The sequence below is a fragment of the Bradyrhizobium sp. AZCC 1693 genome (assembly GCF_036924745.1).
Lineage (GTDB): Bacteria > Pseudomonadota > Alphaproteobacteria > Rhizobiales > Xanthobacteraceae > Bradyrhizobium.
On record NZ_JAZHSD010000001.1, the window covers coordinates 7,510,878 to 7,530,681 of the forward strand.

Genomic DNA, 19,804 nt, shown 5'->3' on the forward strand with positions numbered 1-19,804 from the left:
CCACAAGTTGCGAAGTGTGATGTAAGCCTTTCGGTTTAACTCGCCTACGCCGGAAGTATGCATCAGCGTGCCCATGTCCTTCCGGCAAATGGTGGACAGCCACAATCATGAGCAACCCGGACAGGTTCGTCGATCATTTCAAGCATTGTACACCGTCGACGTGGGGTCATCCGCGTCGGTTTGCTTTCGATTCTAGGCTGCTTTGCCCAGGCGCGGCTCTGTCCCAGCCAGTAGCCGCTGAATGTTGGCACGATGGCGCACAATCACGTAAATGCTGCCTGCAATCACCAGTAACCGATAGGGCAACGGCTGCTCCAAGCCGCAGATCAGGGCGATCGCAGTCAACGCCGCCAGCATCGAACCAAGGGAAACAATCCGAACAATCGCCAGCGCAACGCCAAAAGCCGCCGCAGCACCTAAGCCCACCGGCCAAGACATCGCCAGCAGCACGCCGAGCCCCGTCGCAGCAGATTTGCCACCTGTAAAATTCAACCAAATCGAACGGCCATGCCCCAACAACACGGCAAGTCCGGCCAAACAAACAACCCAAGGCATCAAGGTTTGCAGATCAAGCGCTGCCGGTGGCGTGACAGACGGCAATGTATAGAACCAGGGATAAAACCAGCGGGCAAAGACGATCGCCGCCGCACCTTTCAACACATCTACCAGGAGCACCGCCAACGCAGGCCATTTCCCCAGGGTTCGCAAGACGTTCGTTGCCCCAATGGATTTGGAGCCATGCTCTCGGATATCAATGCCCTTGAGCAGTTTCCCTGCCAGATAGCCCGTGGGCGTAGAACCGAGGAGATAAGCGATCGCCAATCCAGCCACACTCGCTATCCAGAAAACCATGTGGTTCACCTCGACGCTCTATTTTCAGGGCCGCGATGCGCGCCGCACGATGGCGGATTACGCTTTCGCTAATCCGCCCTGCCGCTTCGTTACAGCATCGCGAACGCGCTCGAGACCATCGCCACCGGCTTGCTGTCGGTGGCGGAAAGCAGCGTGACGCGGCCAAAACTCATGGTGCGCCCGAGGCGGACCACGCGGGCATCGGCCAGTACGTCGGAGGCCGAGACCGCGCGCATGAAATGCGTGGTCTGGTCGACCGTCGTCATTGGACGATAGCCGCGGTTGGCGGCGAGGTTGGCGATCACCATCGAAGTATCGGCGAATGCCATCAGCGCCTGGCCCGAGACCGTGCCGCCATTGCGGCACAGCCGCTCCGAGAACGGCAGGCGCAGGATCGCGCCCGGCTGCCAGTCGACGGCATCGCCTGATGGGGCAAAGTCGAAGCGCTCGATCGACAGATTGAGATCCATCACCCAGGGCGCAAATACCTCGCCAAGCACGCGCCTGGCTTCCGCGATGCCGAATTCCGTTGCTGGTGGCTGTTGTTGCATGAACGCCCGTTTCCCGCCTGATATTTTGTTGCCGGCCTATTGTAGTGGCCATTGCGGCGAAGGGAACACTGGCGGCGGGCCACAAATATGGCACGAAATCCTGCGAGTCCGGCCCGCGCTTCTCGGGCGCGTGGCCGCGTCGAACCAAAGGCTGGCGGCCCCAATGCTTGGCGAGGCGGTTGAGCCGGTGGTATCCTTCCCGGAAACGCAAAGTCAGCGTCCCAAAGGAGAGCGTCATGAGAATGCTGAGCGCGGCCGCAGTGGTGGTGTTGTTGATGGCGCCGGCCTACGCACAGATGTCGACCCCCAATATCAACCTGATGCCGGAGTTCAAATCCCAGACACCGGAAGAAAAGGAGGCGGATGCGATCAAGGAGAAAGCCTATAAGGATTCCTTGAGGAAGATCCCCGACGCCAAGGCCTCTTCCGATCCCTGGGGCACCGTGCGCAGCACCGACGCGCACAAGGACTCAGCGAAGGCCGCAGCGGCGCCCAAGAAGAGCAAGACCGGCAGCAACAGCCAGTAAGCTTCGCGTGGCGAGTAGGATTCGTTCGCGGCTACCCCTATATTCGACCTGTCGTCCTATGTCTGGAGTTACGACATGGTCTTTCGTCCGCGCGATCTCGCGAGCCGGATGGCCGGCCAGCGCAAGCCGGACGACGGCTATCTGCGCGAGACCTTTACGCTGCCGCGCGACAAGGCCAGGGCGAGGGCGCGCGACTTTCTCGATCGCTATCCCAAGGCGGCCTATATGAGCTCGGTCGAAAGCTGGCGCGAGCTGCCCGACGGCGACATCGAGTTCACGATGCGCCGGCTCGCGAGCGCCGATTAGGCAACCTCCGGCGCGCGCACCAGAATTGGAACCAACACCTCGATTTTTGCCTGATTCCGATAACTCGGTATTCAGGTATTCCGCCTAGTATTTCCCCGCGCAGGAGAAATCATGGCGAGAGACCGCAAAGATCTGGGTGCCCGCAAGTTCGTACGGATCGACTTGCGCAAGCGGGGATTCCTGATTCCGGCGCCGGATGCGCCATGGATCGAGTGCTACATCCTCGATATTTCCGAGAACGGCGCCTGCCTCGACGTGGGCGACCTCGCGGTGCCAAAAGTGTTCGGCCTTTCGCTGACCGCGGGCGGCGAGGTGCGGCGAGTATGCACGTTGATCTGGCGCAGGGGCGAATTGGTCGGCGTCCGATTCATCTCCGCCCGGGAGCTGCGAAAGGGCGTCGCGCCGGCCGGCGAGTCGGAGGCCGCTGCCAAGAAGGCGCACGCCTAGACCCTTTCCGGTTCTCAGAACCGGGCTCTGGATTCTTGTTTTGACGCGTTTTCTTGACGCGAACCGGTGTCCATCCACGGATCAGGTCCGAGAGCGTGCTTCGCTCGAAAACGCTATAGCGCTTTTCAATCGGTGTCCTGCAGCGTCTCCGCGACCAGGCGAATCCGGAATACCGGCTTCCTGGATTCATCCAGCAATTCCATCTGCCACTGGGCGTTTTCGGAGAGTCTTCGGGAAATGTCGGCGATCATGTCGCCGCAGACGCCGGTCATCTCCTTCCAGGCGGCGTTGAGATCGGCAAACTCCGCGCCGTCGTTGTTGACACATGCATCCTCGCCATGTCGAACGCTGAAGAAGAAGATCGGCATGGCAATGGACCAACGTCAAATGGGCCGCCGTTGGCCCTGAGAATGCGCAAATGCAGGTGGAGTGGATTCCTGGCACGGGGAAAGATCAACCCCGGGTTTTTACGGGCCAATTCCCGTTACCGTGCATATAAGTCGCGTTTAGTTTTAATATGCTGGGGCGACCGGGCGGAAGGGGCCGCCGAGCGGGCTATTCCCGTTCCGCTTTTTTCAGCTCCCGATCGATCCGAAGCTGGACCCGCCGGATGGCAAGCAGATTGAGCTTGGCTTCGGTCTTGCCCGAGACGACCCTCTCGCCGATGCGGAATTGCCATCTCCAGGTGCCGGGAGCGACCGCCGTCACGGTGTATTCGACGCCCTTGTAAATCATATAAAATCCCGCCGCGGCCCCAAACCGCTTCAAATCCTTCATACTTAAGGTTGTTGCGATAAATCAATACAACTATAAAACTATGCGAGACTTGTGCGCCGGTTGGACCGGCGAAGGGAGCGGAAAGGGGCCGGGAATAGCCCCGAAAAAGCCCGTGCGAACCCCAATCAGAACGTCAGTTGGCGCGCTGCGTTTTCCCGTTCCTCTGCATAACGGGAGCGGAACCTCAAAGTTCCATGGCTCATGCGCTGACGAATATCGTTGCCGCGCCCCGGCACGGCAGAAATTCCCCTGTAAGCGCTTCAACCCCGCGCGCGCCTTCGAATTCCCGGCCCGTTGCCGTGCGCGCAAAAAGCACTACGCCGCGCAAGCGGAATATGGTCGCTTGGCGGCGCAGGCCTAATCCCCGAGTGATGCAATGTCCCAGGCAAGATTTTGTCTGGGCGGAACGAAAAAGGTTCAACGGCCCCGGACGAAATTGCCGGGCAATCCGCGCGCTGAAACGGGGCCTTGCGCGCGCCTATTCCTGGCGCGTTGGATAAGGCTGCCGCGGTGGCATATGGGTTCTCGACGGCGCGTCCGGCCGGACCGGCGGCGGCACCCGCGAGGGCTCCGGAGCGCGGTTGAGGCTCACGAGCCATGTGAGGAGATGGGCGCCAAGCTGTTGAAGCATCGGCAGGGAGGGTTCGTGGGTAACGGCGGCCTGTATGTGCATGCAGCAAGACATAGCGTGCGCGTCTTGACGGACGGTTCAGGTGAAACTGCAAGCACGCCTAAAATTGTACCTGAAATTGTAAGTGACGCCGTCAGGTCTCGATTGGGCATGAATAACAATGAGGCCGCCCTGTCCGGCGGCCTCATCGCGAGAGCTAGCTTTCCGGCTGCTCTACATCAGGCGGCCGGGGGCTGGCGTCCGGCGCCTCTTCACTCCTGGCCGAAAGGTCGGCGGCCTTTTCGAGAAAGCCTGCGGCGACGTCCGGATCCGTGGTGGCCATTGCAAACTTCAAAAAGGTTGCTGCTTGTTCCGTTAGATATTTTTTTCCCGCCACAATCTGGTTCCCCGTTACTACCCGTTACTCTCAGTCGCTTCCGCTCCGATTACGCACTGCGGCGGAATCCGTTCCGGACAAAAGGTACAAAAGTGAACTTGAGGCAGCGCCAGGAAATGGAACCCGGCGGGCGTTCGGCGCCGGGCACAAAAGGGCAGGGCCGGAGGCGTGCGCCGGGTTCGCGGCGTCAGTCCTCGCCCAGGAGTTTTCCGGTTCTCTTGTGGATGAAATGAAGCCGGGTACAGGCGAGGCAGATGACGGAAACATGGGAATTGGAACTGGCCTCGTCCTCCGGCGAGGTTGCCGGAAGCCAATGCTGCACATTGGTGCCCAGCCGAGGGCATTTGAAAAGGATATGTCGGCCCATACACGGGAATATGCAGAACTTGTTTGGCGGGTCACCTCCGTATGGTTGCGTAGTTGGACGGTTCCAGCCGGGGAAATGCGAGATCGCGCCCTGCTTGGCGGCAGGCGGAAAGCGCCCCTCGCGGTGCTGGCCTGTTTCGACCCCTGGTGGCCGGTTTTGCAGTTACAGTTTTGCAGTTAACGGTGGCCCAATTTGATTTTGGGCTTAGGCTTGACTGCCTCACAACAAGATGAGGCAACGCCCATGAAGTCTCTCTCAACCAGGAGTTTCATCACAGGTTCGGCAATCTGTATGGCGTTTGCAGCTTTGGATGGAGCCGCCCTGGCGGAGTCACTGGGTTATCAATGCCGCGCCGCCGTCCGCGCGGAAATGAAGGGACCTGATTGCCGGATGGCGCTCCCCCCTAGCCCGACCAGTCACTGCAATATACCTGCTAACGCCGAGGTCGAGGTTATGGACAATAAAATCAATGAATGCGTCAAGCGGGGTGGTCCGCGACGACAATCAAAAACCGGATCATGATGGAGGTCCAGAGGCCGCCTGGCATCGAACCACGCCCCGGAAGGGCGTCTGGTCAAAACAGAACACGTAACGCAGCCTTACTTCTAGACGTGCTTTGATGGTTGAAGCCCCGGCGACGAAAGCCATTCGCTCATATGCGAGCCGGTTTCGGCTTGGCGGGCTCTGCGCAAAAGCGCCTCTCGTACAGCTGCGGATTCCGGGGATTGCGGCCAGGGATTCCGATTGAACGCGACCATGCGGTCCGATCGAATGCGGCCACCTGTTCCGACGAAGGCGGCCGGGGTGTCGTTGCCGGCGTGAGGAGTTGGGTCAGCTTTTCTTGGCGGCGTCAAGATTGGCACGTTGGGCAGCTATTTTTCGCATGCTGTCTCCTTTGAGGATGAGGCGGTGAGCGTTGTGGACGAGGCGATCGAGGACGGCATCGGCGATGGTCGGGTCGGCGATGACCTCGTGCCAATGCTCGATCGGCACCTGGCTGGTGATGATGGTCGATCCACGCTGGTGGCGATCGTCGACGACTTCGAGGAGATCGCGGCGCTGCTCGCCAGTAAGCGGGGCAAGGCCCCAATCATCCAGGATGAGTAAATCGACCCTCGATAGCGTCTTAAGGAGCCGCGCGTAGCGTCCGTCGCCGCGGGCAAGGGCCAGAGCTTCGAACAGCCTTGGCAGGCGATGGTATAAGACCGATCGATTATCGCGGCATGCCTTGTGGCCGAGCGCGCAGGCGATCCAGCTCTTGCCGACGCCGGTCGGCCCGGTGATGAGCAAATTTTGCTTGCGGCCGATCCAATCGCCATCGACGAGCTTGGCAAAGAAGGCGCGGTCGATGCCGCGCGGAGCGCGCAGATCGACATCTTCGACGATTGCGGTCTGCCGTAGCGAGGCGAACTTCAGGCGCACGATGAGCCTTTTGTTCTCTCGCTCGGTTGCTTCGCGATCGATCATCAGGCCGAGGCGCTGCTCGAAGGTCAGCGCGGTGACGTCCGGTTGGCGTTGCTGATCATCGAAGGCCTTGGCCATGCCGGCGAGCCCGAGAGCGGCGAGACGTTCGTGGGTGTGGTTGCTGAGCATAAGGTCTCCTTGTTGCTGGTCAGTGGTAGTAGCCGCGGCCACGGATGTTGCCGTGCTGGATGGGATCGGCGTCGGGGGTGGTGTCGGGAAGGAAGGCCTTGTCCAGGCCGGTCTTGAGGATCGAGGCGATCGACCGATAGCTCGCTGAGCCGATGCTGATCCCACGGCGGCATGCGGCTTCGAGACGTTGCGTCCCATAGGTCTTTTCCAACCGCAGGATGCCGAGACAGGATCGGAAGCCCTGCTCGGGATGCGGCTTTGTCCGCATGATCGCCTCGCACAGCGCGATCGTGGACGGACCGATCTGCTCGGCGGCGGCCAGCAGACGCGCCGGCGTCCAGAAGGCGTATCGGCGATGCGCGCTCGGCATGTGCTCGGGGATCGTGGTGTGGCGGCGCTTCACGCCCGAGCGGGCGTGGCTGGCGATGCGGGTGCCGCGATGGAACACCTCGATGGTAGCCTCGGTGGCCCGCACCTCGACGACCTGGCGGATCAGGCGGGATGGCACCGAGTAGAAGTGTCCCTGAACTTCGACGTGGTAATCCGGTGCCACGCGGGCACGACGCCATTCGGCGTACTGATAGGGCTCGGCCGGCAGCGGCATCAGCGCCGGACGATCGATGGTGTTGAAGAACTCGCGGCGGCTGGCACCGAGCTTGCGCATCAGGCGGGCGTTGAGTTCGTCGACCAGGATGCGGATCGCGACGTTCAACTCGGCGAGCGAGAAGAAGCGCCGGTTGCGCAGCCGGGCCAAAATCCATCGCTGGACGATAAGAACCGCCGCCTCGACCTTGGCCTTATCGCGCGGCTTGCGCGGCCGGGCCGGCATAATGGTGGTGCCGTAATGGGCGGCGAGATCCTGGTAGGTCCGGTTGACGCCCGGCTCGTAGCGGCTCACCACCGTCACCCCGGCCTTCAGATTGTCGCAGACGAGCGCCTTCGGCACCCCGCCCAGGAAGCTAAGCGCATCCACATGGGCGCCGATCCAGTCGGGCAGCGTCTCGCTGAACCGGGCTTGGGCAAAGGTGTAATTCGACGCTCCCATGACCGCGACGAAGATCTTGGCGGCGCGCACCTCCCCGGTGAGCCCGTCGAACACCGGCATGGTATCGCCGGCGAAGTCCACGAACAGCTTTTCGCCGGCCGCGTGGGTCTGTCGCATGGTCGCCGTGACCCCGTGGCGCCATTCGACGTAGAGGTCGCAGAACCGGCTGTATCCGTAGCCGTCGGGATGATGACCGCGGTATTCCTCCCACAGCAGCGCCAGCGTCACGCCGCGGCGGCGCAGCTCGGCATGGATCTGTCCCCACTCCGGAAGCGGCTTCGATCGCGGTGGGTTATAGCCAGCCGGCGCAAACAGCTTGCGCTCCAGCGCGGTGTCGTCGAGCTCCTCCGGTATCGGCCAGGTGATGCCGATCACCGCGGCGCGGCGGACATACTCCGCGATCGCCGTGCGGCCGATCCCGACCGATCGGGAGATCACCCGATCGCTCGCCCCACAGGCATACTTCAGGCGCAGAACTTCTCGAATCTTCCGCATCGGCAATCTCTCGGCGGGCATCAGACCTCCCATTGCGTGGACCGCAAAAGGAGGACCTTGCCCCGTTCAGATTGCCGACAACGCGCCCCGTCTCACCCTATCAACAGGGTGGCCGCCTTCGTTCGGATTGGCTGGCCGCTTTCGATCGGAATCGGTGACCGCTTTCCGTCGGAATCGGTGGCCGCCTTGCCTCGGATTCCGCATACAGCGCCAGGTGGAAGCAATTTGGCTTCCTTGCGTAGGCGCTTCGCCTCTTTGGCAAGTCGTTCTTCAAGGGATTGAGTCTGCTTGAAACGGCGACGCTTCATGACACAACCTCGTAGTTTTTTGCGGGTCCTAACCGCAGGGTTTTGAGGAAATACCGATCCTAATATGCCGTCGCCGGGCGATCCGTTCCCAGGTGAACAATTCACAAATTAGGACACCGCTAACTCTGAATTAGGACACGGGGCTCGGAATACGGACAGTACCGACCTTCGCGAAAAGAACATATTGCGAACATGGAACAAAGGTGGTACAGGATTCCTATACGCCATCGAATCCCGAAACCTGCCACCGCCCGTTTGTCCCGCTCGCGAATCCCCGCCATAAGGAGCACGTATTATGTCCGCCACTGCCCTGCGTATCGTTGAAGGATCCTCCATGGATAAGACCAAGGCCCTGTCCGCCGCGCTCTCCCAGATCGAGCGCCAGTTCGGCAAGGGCTCGGTGATGAAGCTGGGCAAGAACGACCGCTCGATGGACATCGAGACCATTTCCTCGGGCTCGCTTGGACTCGATATCGCGCTCGGCGTCGGCGGGTTGCCGAAGGGGCGGGTGGTCGAAATCTATGGGCCGGAATCGTCGGGCAAAACCACGCTGGCGCTGCACACGGTGGCGGAAGGGCAGAAGAAGGGCGGCATCTGCGCCTTCATCGACGCCGAACACGCGCTCGATCCGGTCTATGCGCGCAAGCTCGGCGTCAACATCGACGAACTCTTGATCTCGCAGCCCGACACCGGCGAGCAGGCGCTGGAAATCTGCGACACGCTGGTGCGCTCCGGCGCGGTCGACGTGCTGGTGGTCGACTCGGTGGCCGCCCTGGTGCCGAAGGCCGAACTCGAGGGCGAGATGGGCGATGCGCTGCCGGGGTTGCAGGCGCGGCTGATGAGCCAGGCGCTGCGCAAGCTCACCGCCTCGATCAACAAGTCCAACACCATGGTGATCTTCATCAACCAGATCCGCATGAAGATCGGGGTGATGTACGGCTCGCCGGAAACCACCACCGGCGGCAATGCCTTGAAATTTTACGCCTCCGTCCGCCTCGACATCCGCCGCATCGGCGCGATCAAGGAGCGCGACGAAGTCGTCGGCAACACCACCCGCGTCAAGGTGGTGAAGAACAAGCTGGCGCCGCCCTTCAAGCAGGTCGAGTTCGACATCATGTATGGCGAGGGCGTCTCCAAGATGGGCGAGATCCTCGATCTCGGCGTCAAGGCCGGCATCGTCGAAAAATCCGGCGCCTGGTTCTCCTATGACAGCCAGCGGCTGGGGCAGGGACGCGAGAACTCAAAAGCGTTTCTCAAGGCCAATCCCGACATGGTCGCCAAGATCGAGACGGCGATCCGCCAGAACTCCGGCCTGATCGCCGAGCAGATCCTCGCCGGCCCCGCCGAGCGCGACGCCGATGGCGAGGAGCCGGCGGAGGAATAAGTTTCCGACGCTTCAGGCCGATAAGGCTTGAAACGCGACAGACGGGCGCTGCGGACGTTGAGTTGCCGACGTCTTCAGCGCCCGTTTTGTTTCCGCGAATTATTTGTCTATTTGCGCCGTCATTCCGGGATGGTCCGAAGGACCAGACCTCAGATGTGCAACTACGCATCGGGGAATCTCGAGATTCCCCGATGCGTAGTTGCACATCTGAGGTTCGCGCTAAAGCGCGCCCCGGAATGACGGCCTTTCGGCCGTCACTCAGCCGCTTGCGCGTAGTCCGCGACCGGCGGGCACGAGCACACCAGATTGCGGTCGCCATAGACATTGTCGACCCGACCCACCGGGCTCCAGTATTTGTCCGTGCGCGAGACGCCGTCGGGGAAACAACCCTTGGCTCGGCTATAGGCGCGGGCCCACGCATCGTCGGCGATGTCGTGCACGGTGTGCGGGGCGTGGCGCAGCGGCGAGGCCTCGACCTTCCAGCGGCCGGCCTCGATCTCCGTGATCTCGCTTCGGATCGCGATCATGGCGTCGCAAAAACGATCCAGCTCCGCCTTCGATTCCGATTCGGTCGGCTCGATCATCAGCGTGCCCGGCACCGGGAAACTCATGGTCGGCGCGTGGAAGCCATAGTCGATCAGGCGTTTGGCGATGTCGTCGACGGTAACGCCGCTGGTCGTCTTTAGCGCACGGGGATCGACGATGCATTCATGGGCGACGCGGCCTTTTGCGTTCCGGTAGAGCACCGGGAAATGCGGATCGAGCCGGTTCGCGATATAGTTGGCGTTCAGGATCGCGATCTCGGTGGCGCGCCTCAATCCTTCGCCCGACATCATCAAAATGTAGATGTAGGAAATCGTCAGGATCGACGCTGAGCCGAACGGCGCCGCCGACACCGGCCCGACGGAAGCCGGCTCCGTGCCATCGGTTGCGGGATGCCCCGACAGATAGGGCGCGAGGTGGGCCTTGACGCCGATCGGCCCCATGCCCGGGCCGCCGCCGCCATGCGGGATGCAGAAGGTCTTGTGCAGATTGAGGTGGGAGACATCGGCGCCGTAATCGCCGGGTCGCGACAGCCCGACCTGCGCGTTCATGTTGGCGCCGTCGAGATAGACCTGGCCGCCATGGCCGTGAACGATGTCGCAGATATCGCGGATGTGCTCCTCGAACACGCCATGCGTCGAGGGATAGGTGATCATGACGGCGGCGAGGTTTTTCGAATGCTTCTCCGCCTTGGCGCGGAGGTCGTCGACGTCGACATCGCCGCGCGCGTCGCAGGCGGTCACCACCACCTCCATGCCGGCCATGTGGGCGGAGGCCGGATTGGTGCCGTGGGCGGAGGAGGGGATCAGGCACACCTTGCGATGAGGCTCGCCGCGGGCGGCGTGATAGGCCCGGATCGCGAGCAGTCCGGCATATTCGCCCTGCGCGCCCGAATTCGGCTGCAGCGAGATCGCGTCATAGCCGGTGATGTCGCACAGCGCTTTCTCAAGCCGTCTGAACAACACATGATAGCCCTTGGCCTGCTCGGACGGCGCGAACGGATGCAGGCTGCCGAACTCAGGCCACGTCAATGGAATCATCTCCGTGGTCGCGTTGAGCTTCATGGTGCAGGAGCCCAGCGGGATCATGGCGCGGTCGAGCGCGAGGTCGCGATCGCTGAGCTTGCGCATGTAGCGCAGCAGTTCGGTCTCGGAGCGGTGCGCGTGGAACACCGGATGGGTGAGGAAGGCGCTGTCGCGCTTCAGCCCCGCCGGCAGCGTCTCGCGCGCGCCGACCTCGATGTCGGCATAGCTCAGCTTGCCGCCGAACGCGCGCCACACCGCTTCGACGGTCGCTTGCGTCGTGGTCTCGTCCAGCGCGATGCCCAGCCGGCCTTCACCGATGCGCAGATTGATTGCTTCAGCATGCGCCCGGACGACGATCTCGCCTTGTCTGGTACCCACATCCACCGTCACGGTGTCGAAGAACGTCTCGCTCTTCAATGCAAAGCCAAGCTTGCGCAAGCCTGCCGCCAGCACCGCGGCGCGGCGGTGCACCGTTCGCGCGATATGCGTCAGCCCCTCCGGGCCGTGATAAACCGCATACATCGAGGCGATCACCGCCAGCAGCACCTGCGCGGTGCAGATGTTGGAGGTGGCCTTTTCGCGGCGGATGTGCTGCTCGCGGGTCTGCAGCGCCAGCCGATAGGCCGGCGCGCCCTTCGAATCCACCGACAGGCCTACGATGCGGCCGGGCAGCGAGCGTTTCAGCGCGTCGCGTACCGACATATAGGCCGCGTGCGGGCCGCCATAGCCCATCGGCACGCCAAAGCGCTGCGCCGACCCGATGGCGATATCGGCGCCGAGCTCGCCGGGGGAGGCGATCAGCGTCAGCGCCAGCAGATCGGCGGCGATCACCGCAAGCGCGCCCTTGGCGCGCAGCGCTGCGATCGCGGGCCTGAGGTCGCGCACCGCGCCTGATGTGCCCGGATACTGCAACAGGCCGCCGAACACTTCGGCCGTGTCGAGATCGGTGACGGGATCGCCAACGATCAGATTCCACCCCAGCGGCTCGGCGCGGGTGCGCAGCACCGCGAGCGTCTGCGGATGCACCTCTGAATCGACGAAGAACGATTTTGATTTCGCCTGCGCCGCGCGCTCGGCGAGCGCCATGGCTTCGGCAGCAGCCGTGCCTTCATCGAGCAGCGAGGCGTTGGCGACGTCGAGCCCGGTGAGGTCGCAGATCATGGTCTGGAAGTTGAACAGCGCCTCCAGCCGGCCCTGGCTGATCTCCGGCTGATACGGCGTGTAGGCCGTGTACCAGGCCGGGTTCTCCAGAATGTTGCGCTGGATCACCGCGGGCAGGATGGTGCCGGAATAGCCCTGGCCGATCAGCGAGGTGAACACCTGGTTCTGCGCGGCCAGCTCGCGCATATGCAACAGCGCTTCGGTTTCGCTCAACGCCGGCCCGAGATCGAGTGCGGCCTTCTGCCGGATCGAGGACGGCAGCGTCTGGCCCATCAGTTCGCTTAGGCTCTTCGCGCCGACGCTGTCCAGCATCGCACTGATGTCGCGGGGCGAGGGGCCGATATGCCGGCGCACGAAATCGGTGGCGGCCTCAGTGGTAGTCTTGAGCGGCGCGTTCATCGCAGTTTCCCTGGTTGATTGTCATGCCCCGCGAAGGCGGGGCATCCAGTACGCCGGGAAGCCGGCGATTAGGCCGATAGGCCGCGGCGTACTGGGTCGCCCGGTCGAGCCGGGCGATGACAGTGAGTGTGTGGTCGTAAAGTGGTTCATCACCTCACGCCGTGTGCTTGGCGTAAGCGGCCTCATCCATCAGGCCGCCGAGTTCGCTTTTGTCGGCGATCTTGAGCTTGAAGAACCAGGCCTTGCCGCCGGCGTCGGAATTCACCAGCGCGGGCTCGGCGGCGAGCGCTTCGTTGACCTCCAGCACCTCGCCCGAGATCGGCGCGTAGACGTCGGAGGCGGCCTTGACCGATTCGACCACGGCGGCGGCTTCGGCCTTCTTCAAGGCTCGGCCGACCTTGGGCAGTTCGACGAACACGACATCGCCGAGCTGGGACTGCGCGTAATCGGTGACGCCGATGGTGGCGACATCGCCCTCGATGCGGAGCCATTCGTGGTCTGATGTGAACAACGTCGTCATGAAGCTTCCTCAGCGTTTGCAGAACTAGCGTTTGTAGGTGTTGGGAACGAATGGCATGGCCGCGACCTGCAGCGGCAGGCGCTGGCCGCGAACCTCGGCAAATATTTGGGTGCCGTTGGCGGCGAGCGATGTCGGCAGGTAGCCCATCGCGACCGGCGCATTGAGGCTCGGGCCGAAGCCGCCCGAGGTGACCTTGCCGATCGGCTCGCTTGAAGCCGCATCCGAAAACAGCAGCGCGCCCTCGCGCACCGGCGCGCGGCCTTCGGGGCGCAAGCCAACGCGGCGGCGAGATGCGCCTTTTTCAAACTGCGAGAGGATTTTTTCCGCACCGGGAAATCCGCCGGCCCGGGCGCCGCCATTTCGGCGGCTCTTCTGCACCGACCATTCCAGCGCGCCCTCGACCGGCGTCGTCGTGATGTCGATGTCGTGGCCATAGAGACAAAGGCCGGCTTCCAGCCGCAGGCTGTCGCGGGCCCCGAGCCCGATCGGGAGTACCTCGGGGTTTTCCAGCAGCGCCGTCACCAGCGCTTCGGCCTGTCCGGCCGGAACCGAAATCTCAAAGCCGTCCTCGCCGGTATAGCCGGAGCGCGAGACGAAGCAGTCGAAGCCGGCAACCTTGCGCGGGCCGGAATCCATGAACCGCATCGCCGAGGCGTCTGCACAAAATTTCGCCAGCGCGGATTCCGCCTTCGGCCCCTGCAGCGCGATCAGCGCGCGATCGGTCAGCGAATCGATGACGCAGGTCTCGGAGAGATGCGCGCGTAAGTGCGCCTCGTCCTCGGCCTTGCAGGCGGCATTGACGACCAGAAACAGATGGTCGCCGAAATTCGCCACCATCAGATCGTCGAGAATGCCGCCGTCATTGTTGGTGAACTGGGCGTAGCGCTGCCGCCCCGGCGCCACCGCGACGATGTCCTGCGGCACCAGCCGCTCCAGCGCCAGCGCCGCATCCGCGACCTGGCCTGATTTGGGACGCAGCGCGAGCTGGCCCATATGGGAGACGTCGAACAGCCCGGCGGCGCTTCGCGTGTGCAGGTGTTCTTTGAGCACGCCGGCCGGGTATTGCACCGGCATCTCATAGCCCGCGAAGGGAACCAGCTTGCCGCCGCGCGCCAGATGGAGCGCGTGCAACGGGGTGCGTTTAAAGGGAGATTCGTCGTGTGCCAGCATCCGTCAGGCCCTCATGGGTTCCGGAGACCACCCCCGAAAAACCCAAAGAAAGCCCCATCTGTCGCTGTGCCTGAGAGTATTATCCCGTCGGCGGACGCCCTGGGCCCAAGCTGCCCGGCGTCACTTTCCAGATGCTATTTCGTCACGCGGTCCGTTTGCCTGAGAGTTTCCGGGGCGGTTGCTCCTTCGGCGCCGGCGCTTAAGCCGATCTCTCCCGACGTGACGTCTTACAGATAAGAGGGAAACACAGCCCTGCCAAGCCTGTCAACGCAGCCGCAGCATTATCAACGGGATGTGCGCGCCCATCTTGTGTGCTGCGGCAAGCCTATGATCCGCCTGCACAGTTTCTGGACACCGCAGGCCGCCTTGTCTAAAAGCGTTCCGCCGGAAGATTAAGGTTATTTGCAACCGGACCCGGCCCTATTTTCCGATTGGATGAACATGAGCGGCGTCAACGAGATCAGGTCGAAATTCTTGGATTTCTTTGCGGAGAACGGCCACGAGATCGTGCCGTCGTCGCCGCTCGTGCCGCGCAACGACCCGACCCTGATGTTCACCAATGCCGGCATGGTGCAGTTCAAGAACGTCTTCACCGGCGTCGAGAAGCGGCCCTACCAGCGCGCCACCACCTCGCAGAAATGCGTGCGCGCCGGCGGCAAGCATAACGACCTCGACAATGTCGGCTACACCGCGCGGCATCACACCTTTTTCGAGATGCTCGGCAATTTCTCGTTCGGCGATTATTTCAAGGATCGCGCGATCGAGCTTGCCTGGAACCTGGTCACCAAGGAATTCGGCCTGCCGAAGGATAAGCTGACGGCGACCGTCTATATCGACGACGACGAGGCCTTCAATCTCTGGAAGAAGATCGCAGGGCTCCCGGAGTCGCGCATCATCCGCATCGCCGGTTCCGACAATTTCTGGCAGATGGGCGACACCGGTCCCTGCGGCCCGTGCTCGGAAATCTTCTTCGATCACGGCGACAAGATCTGGGGCGGGCCTCCGGGATCTGCCGAGCAGGACGGCGACCGCTTCATCGAGATCTGGAATCTCGTGTTCATGCAGTTCGAGCAGCTCGAGGGCGGCGAGCGCAACCCGTTGCCAAAGCCCTCGATCGACACCGGCGCCGGGCTGGAGCGCGTCGCGGCCGTTCTTCAAGGCAAGCACGACAACTACGATATCGACCTGTTCGTCGCCCTGATCCGCGCGATCTCGGAATTGACCGGCGCCGACCCGCAAGGCGAGCAGAAGGCCTCGCTGCGCGTGATCGCCGACCATCTGCGCGCCTCGTCGTTTTTGATTTCCGACGGCGTGCTGCCGTCCAACGAGGGCCGCGGCTATGTGCTGCGCCGGATCATGCGCCGCGCCATGCGCCACGCGCAGCTCCTTGGCGCGCGCGAGCCGCTGATGCATCGGCTGGTGTGGGCGCTGGTGCGCGAGATGGGCCAGGCCTATCCCGAGCTGGTGCGCGCCGAAAAGCTGATCGAGGAAACGCTGCGGCTGGAAGAGACGCGCTTCCGCAAGACGCTGGAGCGCGGCCTGTCGATCCTCGACGAGAAGAGCGCTGGCCTGAAGAAGGGCGACATGTTCGACGGCGATACCGCGTTCACGCTGTACGACACCTACGGCTTCCCGCTGGATCTCACGCAGGATGCGCTGAAGTCGCGTGGCATCAGCGTCGATCAGGCTTCGTTTACCGACGCGATGGAAAAGCAGAAGGCCAAGGCGCGCGCGTCGTGGTCGGGCTCGGGCGATACGGCAAGTGAGAACGTCTGGTTTCCGCTGCGCGAGAAGCTCGGCGCCACTGAGTTCCTTGGCTACGATACCGAGAGCGCCGAAGGCGTCGTGACCGCGCTGGTGAGGGACGGCAAGGATGCCGACAGCCTGAAGACGGGCGAGAGCGGCGCGATCGTGCTGAACCAGACGCCGTTCTATGCGGAGTCCGGCGGTCAGGTCGGCGACACCGGCCTGTTGACCGGCGAGGGCGTCAAGTTCCGTGTCACGGACACCCAGAAGAAAGCCGGCGATCTCTTCGTGCACATCGGCACGGTGGAGCAGGGCACGCTGAAAGTCGGCACTCCGTTGCAGCTCGAAGTCGATCACAGCAGGCGTTCATCGATCCGCGCCCATCACTCGGCGACGCATTTGTTGCACGAGGCGCTGCGGCAGGTGCTCGGCGACCATATCGCGCAGCGTGGCTCGCTGGTGGCGCCGGACCGCCTGCGCTTCGACTTCGTGCATCCAAAACCGATCACGGCGGAAGAGCTCGCCCGCGTCGAGGATATCGCGAACGAAGTCGTGCTCGAAAACGACGAGGTCACGACGCGGCTGATGGCGGTGGATGATGCCCGCGAAGCCGGCGCGCGCGCCCTGTTCGGTGAAAAATACGGCGACGAGGTCCGTGTGGTCTCGATGGGGAAGGGCCCGCGCGAGCAGGGCCAGAACGCACTCGGCTGGTCGGTCGAACTGTGCGGCGGCACCCATGTGCGCCGCACCGGCGATATCGGCCTGATTTCGGTGACCGGCGAAAGCGCGGTGGCCTCCGGCGTGCGGCGCATCGAGGCGCTGACCGGGCGTCATGCGCGCAAGCACGCCAACGATACGATGGCGATCGCGAAGACCGCGGCGTCGGAGCTGCGCACCTCGGTCGACGACATGCCGGCGCGCATCGCGGCGCTAATGGAAGAGCGCAAGAAGCTCGAACGCGATCTGTCGGACGCGCGCAAGAAGCTCGCCATGGGCGGCGGCGCAACCGATGGTGGGGCGGTGGCCGGCGGCGTGCGCGAAGCCGGCGGCGTCAAGCTTTTGGCGCGTGCGGTCGAGGGCGTCGAGACCAAGGACCTCAAGAGCCTGGTCGACGACGGCAAGAAGCAGATCGGCTCCGGTGTGGTCGCGATCGTCGGCGTCACCGAGGACGGCAAGGCCGGCCTCGTCGTCGGCGTCACTGCCGATCTCACGGCGCGCTTCAACGCCGTGGAGCTGGTGCGCAAGGGTTCCGAAGCGCTCGGCGGCAAGGGCGGCGGCGGCCGGCCCGACATGGCGCAAGCCGGCGGCCCCGACGGCGCCAAGGCGAATGCCGCGCTGTCGGCGATCGAACAGGCGATGGCCGGCGCCTGAGCGCCGACAAGCCAGCGCGTGGACTCATAAGCACATAACACGGCCCGAATGCTGCTGGCTCGACCCGGTCGCAAGCGACCGGGACTGGAAGTCGCGCGCCTGAAGGCGAATCTCGGTGAGCTCGAAATAAACAATCTCTGAACTGCTCGTTCGGCCGGCGTTCACATCAACCCTTTAGGGTCTCCCCCAGGAACAGAAACTACCCGGCCGTGGAACCGACTCCACGCCGCTTAGTTACCTACGCAAGGACACACTCACATTGGAGACGATGGCGAGAAGCGATAACGCCCGCTCCGTCCGTTTCCATCGACAAGAGTGAGGCCGTCCAAGCGGCCTCTCTGTTCATCCGTACATAGCAACTGGAGGATCGGGAAATGTTGAATGGAATGCGCAACTATGCGTTCGGCGCCGCAGCGGCAGCTGCTCTTTTTGTAATTCCGATCTCGGCCTTTTCCCAATCGATTGAGGTTGGACCGGGAGGCGTCCGAGTGTACGACGGTCGAGGAGGACAATGCGAGCAATTGCGGCGTGCCTGCGAAAACAAGGATGCGCTAGGGGAGCGGGGCGAAGGAAATTGCCGCAGATACCGGGAGACCTGCCAAAGGCCAGTTCGGCGCGACGTGTGCGGCGAACTAAGACAGGCTTGCCTCAACAAGGATGAGTTGGGCGAACGAGGCGAAGGAAATTGCCGCAGATATCGCGAGACCTGTAGAGGTCGCTTTTGAAGGTCGCTAATTCTTGGTGTTGCAGAGTGGTCCGGCATCGCTCGGCAGCACCCGCGCACCGGTCATCCCGGAGGTCGCCTTGGTTGGCGGCCTCGTTCATATCAGGACAAGCCTGCGATGTTGCCTGTTGGCACATCGCACGCGCTGCGGAATTTGGTGCAGAAGTAGCGGACATCGATTGAGGCGCGCCAATCAAGCCGAGCAGGATGTGATCCTGGCGCATCCATCGCGCCTGCAAATGGGAGCGGTAGAAGGCTGACGCCACATTCATTCGTCACGCTGCAGCCAAATTCGTGGTGATGCTGGAGGGAATCCACGTTGATCGAACGCGCGATGGCGCCGCGGACGTTGCGGGCATCATTTGGTAGCGGCATTCCTGCAGATAACCCGATCGCTGGACTTACACGACAGCCGATTTTTGGCGTTCGGGCGAGAGGTGCCAGGATGATCTGGTGGATGATAAAGCGATCTCTATTGGCGTCGATCGTCTTCGGTGCCTCGGTCTGCGTGGCTTCGGCGCAGGACGCCAAGGTTTCAGTCGAGATGATCGGAGTGGGGAGCATGAGTTGCGCTCACTGGCGGTCTACGGAAGAGCGTCTATTGGAGGGGACGGTCTGGATTCACGGTTTCTGGACGGGACTTAATTACGTTGCCGCGGCGAGTGGCCAAACACAGCCGAAGATCAGTATGTCGTCGATCGTGGCGGAAGTCGAAAAGGCATGCGCCCGGAAGACATCCCAGACGTTAGCCAGCGCCGTATGGACGACGTATCTTGGGGCCAAGCGGTAGGGACTCTGATTGTCCGGGCGTCAATGAAGAACTTTGAAGCGCCGCGACCCGTCGGGTTTCAGACAGAGCACTCCAGGTCGATCGAACGATGATCCCACGCCCGTTCTGACGAGCCGTTCTCCTGCGCTCAGATGATTCCGTTGCGCGGTATGCGGTGCCGCTTTCGTCATTTTGATTCTCTTGCGGGAACCCAGAGGCACGGGAAAAGTTGGCAGTTGAGCCTCGATCCTGGAAGGGGACGATGATCCGCCCGATATGCGCCGCCATGGCGATCACCTGCTTATCTGTACCGGCATTCGCCGAAACCTGTGCTGCTTCTCGCTATGGCTACGGCGGCGGCCGTACCGCATCGGGCGAGCGGATGAATCCAAACGCGATGACCGCGGCGCATCGCGCCAGACCATTCGGCTCTCACGTCACAGTCACTTCGCATTCGACCGGGCGAAGCGTCACCGTCCGGATAAATGATCGTGGTCCGTTCGTGAAGGGACGGTGCATCGACCTATCCACTGCGGCCGCCCGTGTGCTTGGCATGAGCGGGACTGTGATGGTCTCCCTCCGCTGAGATAGAAGAGTACAAGTAGCAAGCCGCGCCGTGCAGGCCGGCGGGCCTGACGGCGCCAAAGCGAGCGAATGACCGACAGCGGACGCCGGGTCGGGAGAGTGCGATGCACGGTTCTATTGCTCGGCCTGTTG

At 62.7% G+C, this 19,804-nt stretch carries 18 protein-coding genes and 2 riboswitches; of the genes, 6 read left to right on the top strand and 12 right to left on the bottom strand.

What is annotated here, in order from left to right:
* Positions 1-192 precede the first annotated feature (192 nt).
* Positions 193-852, bottom strand: a complete 660-nt coding sequence (gene plsY / locus V1293_RS35610) for a glycerol-3-phosphate 1-O-acyltransferase PlsY (RefSeq protein ID WP_334516435.1) — start codon at positions 850-852, stop codon at positions 193-195.
* Between the two features lie 89 nt (positions 853-941).
* Complete coding sequence (locus V1293_RS35615; RefSeq protein WP_334516437.1) at positions 942-1,403, bottom strand: PaaI family thioesterase; 462 nt, start codon at positions 1,401-1,403, stop codon at positions 942-944.
* 236 nt (positions 1,404-1,639) lie between these two features.
* Here V1293_RS35615 and V1293_RS35620 point away from each other — a divergent pair, with 236 nt between their 5' ends.
* The 3 genes from V1293_RS35620 (at position 1,640) to V1293_RS35630 (ending at position 2,683) form a co-directional block, all read left to right on the top strand.
* Positions 1,640-1,930, top strand: coding sequence for a hypothetical protein (locus V1293_RS35620; protein WP_334516439.1), 291 nt, complete (start codon positions 1,640-1,642; stop codon positions 1,928-1,930).
* Positions 1,931-2,005: 75 nt separating this feature from the next.
* Positions 2,006-2,236 carry a hypothetical protein gene (locus tag V1293_RS35625; protein ID WP_334516440.1) on the top strand — a complete coding sequence of 77 codons (231 nt, stop codon included), beginning with the start codon at positions 2,006-2,008 and terminating at the stop codon, positions 2,234-2,236.
* A gap of 111 nt (positions 2,237-2,347) precedes the next feature.
* Entirely contained in the window at positions 2,348-2,683 is a 336-nt protein-coding gene (locus tag V1293_RS35630) for a PilZ domain-containing protein (RefSeq protein WP_334516441.1), read from the top strand.
* A gap of 125 nt (positions 2,684-2,808) precedes the next feature.
* Here V1293_RS35630 and V1293_RS35635 read toward each other — a convergent pair whose 3' ends face one another.
* From V1293_RS35635 to V1293_RS35660, 6 genes are all read right to left on the bottom strand, one after another.
* The gene (locus V1293_RS35635) at positions 2,809-3,051 is read right to left on the bottom strand and encodes a DUF6894 family protein (RefSeq protein WP_334516442.1); all 243 of its coding nucleotides are present in this window, start codon (positions 3,049-3,051) and stop codon (positions 2,809-2,811) included.
* 187 nt (positions 3,052-3,238) lie between these two features.
* A complete protein-coding gene (locus V1293_RS35640) occupies positions 3,239-3,418 on the bottom strand; it encodes a hypothetical protein (RefSeq protein WP_334516444.1) in 180 nt (59 codons plus the stop codon).
* A gap of 869 nt (positions 3,419-4,287) precedes the next feature.
* Entirely contained in the window at positions 4,288-4,467 is a 180-nt protein-coding gene (locus tag V1293_RS35645) for a hypothetical protein (protein ID WP_334516445.1), read from the bottom strand.
* Positions 4,468-5,665: 1,198 nt separating this feature from the next.
* Positions 5,666-6,427 (bottom strand): IS21-like element helper ATPase IstB, encoded by a 762-nt coding sequence (gene istB, locus V1293_RS35650; protein ID WP_334507425.1) that lies wholly within the window; start codon positions 6,425-6,427, stop codon positions 5,666-5,668.
* A gap of 19 nt (positions 6,428-6,446) precedes the next feature.
* On the bottom strand, positions 6,447-7,988 hold the full coding sequence (gene istA / locus V1293_RS35655; protein ID WP_334507423.1) for an IS21 family transposase: 1,542 nt from the start codon (positions 7,986-7,988) through the stop codon (positions 6,447-6,449).
* Positions 7,989-8,059: 71 nt separating this feature from the next.
* Entirely contained in the window at positions 8,060-8,275 is a 216-nt protein-coding gene (locus V1293_RS35660) for a hypothetical protein (RefSeq protein WP_334516446.1), read from the bottom strand.
* 295 nt (positions 8,276-8,570) lie between these two features.
* On the opposite strand from V1293_RS35660, the gene recA reads away from it, so the two are divergent.
* Complete coding sequence (gene recA, locus V1293_RS35665; RefSeq protein ID WP_214488537.1) at positions 8,571-9,659, top strand: recombinase RecA; 1,089 nt, start codon at positions 8,571-8,573, stop codon at positions 9,657-9,659.
* 254 nt (positions 9,660-9,913) lie between these two features.
* Here the strand turns inward: recA and gcvP are convergent, their stop codons facing one another.
* The 3 genes from gcvP to gcvT form a co-directional block, all read right to left on the bottom strand.
* Positions 9,914-12,787 (bottom strand): aminomethyl-transferring glycine dehydrogenase, encoded by a 2,874-nt coding sequence (gcvP, locus tag V1293_RS35670; RefSeq protein ID WP_334516448.1) that lies wholly within the window; start codon positions 12,785-12,787, stop codon positions 9,914-9,916.
* 154 nt (positions 12,788-12,941) lie between these two features.
* Positions 12,942-13,307 carry a glycine cleavage system protein GcvH gene (gene gcvH / locus V1293_RS35675; protein ID WP_334516450.1) on the bottom strand — a complete coding sequence of 122 codons (366 nt, stop codon included), beginning with the start codon at positions 13,305-13,307 and terminating at the stop codon, positions 12,942-12,944.
* A 24-nt stretch (positions 13,308-13,331) separates the two neighbouring features.
* The gene (gcvT, locus tag V1293_RS35680; protein WP_334516452.1) at positions 13,332-14,477 is read right to left on the bottom strand and encodes a glycine cleavage system aminomethyltransferase GcvT; all 1,146 of its coding nucleotides are present in this window, start codon (positions 14,475-14,477) and stop codon (positions 13,332-13,334) included.
* 55 nt (positions 14,478-14,532) lie between these two features.
* Positions 14,533-14,611: riboswitch (glycine riboswitch) on the bottom strand.
* A 3-nt stretch (positions 14,612-14,614) separates the two neighbouring features.
* Positions 14,615-14,705: riboswitch (glycine riboswitch) on the bottom strand.
* 213 nt (positions 14,706-14,918) lie between these two features.
* Here gcvT and alaS point away from each other — a divergent pair.
* A complete protein-coding gene (gene alaS, locus V1293_RS35685; RefSeq protein WP_334516454.1) occupies positions 14,919-17,594 on the top strand; it encodes an alanine--tRNA ligase in 2,676 nt (891 codons plus the stop codon).
* Positions 17,595-18,420: 826 nt separating this feature from the next.
* Here the strand turns inward: alaS and V1293_RS35690 are convergent.
* Positions 18,421-18,882: a hypothetical protein gene (locus tag V1293_RS35690; RefSeq protein ID WP_334516456.1), complete on the bottom strand. Its 462-nt coding sequence runs from the start codon at positions 18,880-18,882 to the stop codon at positions 18,421-18,423.
* Positions 18,883-19,373: 491 nt separating this feature from the next.
* Here V1293_RS35690 and V1293_RS35695 point away from each other — a divergent pair, with 491 nt between their 5' ends.
* Complete coding sequence (locus V1293_RS35695; protein ID WP_334517061.1) at positions 19,374-19,673, top strand: septal ring lytic transglycosylase RlpA family protein; 300 nt, start codon at positions 19,374-19,376, stop codon at positions 19,671-19,673.
* The last annotated feature ends 131 nt before the right edge of the window (positions 19,674-19,804 follow it).

Bases quoted from the DNA above. Each gene is read 5' to 3' on its own strand.
- plsY (WP_334516435.1), bottom strand. From the start codon at position 852: ATGGTTTTCTGGATAGCGAGTGTGGCTGGATTGGCGATCGCTTATCTC.
- V1293_RS35615 (WP_334516437.1), bottom strand. From the start codon at position 1,403: ATGCAACAACAGCCACCAGCAACGGAATTCGGCATCGCGGAAGCCAGG.
- V1293_RS35620 (WP_334516439.1), top strand. From the start codon at position 1,640: ATGAGAATGCTGAGCGCGGCCGCAGTGGTGGTGTTGTTGATGGCGCCG.
- V1293_RS35625 (WP_334516440.1), top strand. From the start codon at position 2,006: ATGGTCTTTCGTCCGCGCGATCTCGCGAGCCGGATGGCCGGCCAGCGC.
- V1293_RS35630 (WP_334516441.1), top strand. From the start codon at position 2,348: ATGGCGAGAGACCGCAAAGATCTGGGTGCCCGCAAGTTCGTACGGATC.
- V1293_RS35635 (WP_334516442.1), bottom strand. From the start codon at position 3,051: ATGCCGATCTTCTTCTTCAGCGTTCGACATGGCGAGGATGCATGTGTC.
- V1293_RS35640 (WP_334516444.1), bottom strand. From the start codon at position 3,418: ATGATTTACAAGGGCGTCGAATACACCGTGACGGCGGTCGCTCCCGGC.
- istB (WP_334507425.1), bottom strand. From the start codon at position 6,427: ATGCTCAGCAACCACACCCACGAACGTCTCGCCGCTCTCGGGCTCGCC.
- istA (WP_334507423.1), bottom strand. From the start codon at position 7,988: ATGCCCGCCGAGAGATTGCCGATGCGGAAGATTCGAGAAGTTCTGCGC.
- V1293_RS35660 (WP_334516446.1), bottom strand. From the start codon at position 8,275: ATGAAGCGTCGCCGTTTCAAGCAGACTCAATCCCTTGAAGAACGACTT.
- recA (WP_214488537.1), top strand. From the start codon at position 8,571: ATGTCCGCCACTGCCCTGCGTATCGTTGAAGGATCCTCCATGGATAAG.
- gcvP (WP_334516448.1), bottom strand. From the start codon at position 12,787: ATGAACGCGCCGCTCAAGACTACCACTGAGGCCGCCACCGATTTCGTG.
- gcvH (WP_334516450.1), bottom strand. From the start codon at position 13,307: ATGACGACGTTGTTCACATCAGACCACGAATGGCTCCGCATCGAGGGC.
- gcvT (WP_334516452.1), bottom strand. From the start codon at position 14,477: ATGCTGGCACACGACGAATCTCCCTTTAAACGCACCCCGTTGCACGCG.
- alaS (WP_334516454.1), top strand. From the start codon at position 14,919: ATGAGCGGCGTCAACGAGATCAGGTCGAAATTCTTGGATTTCTTTGCG.
- V1293_RS35690 (WP_334516456.1), bottom strand. From the start codon at position 18,882: ATGCTCCCCACTCCGATCATCTCGACTGAAACCTTGGCGTCCTGCGCC.
- V1293_RS35695 (WP_334517061.1), top strand. From the start codon at position 19,374: ATGGCGATCACCTGCTTATCTGTACCGGCATTCGCCGAAACCTGTGCT.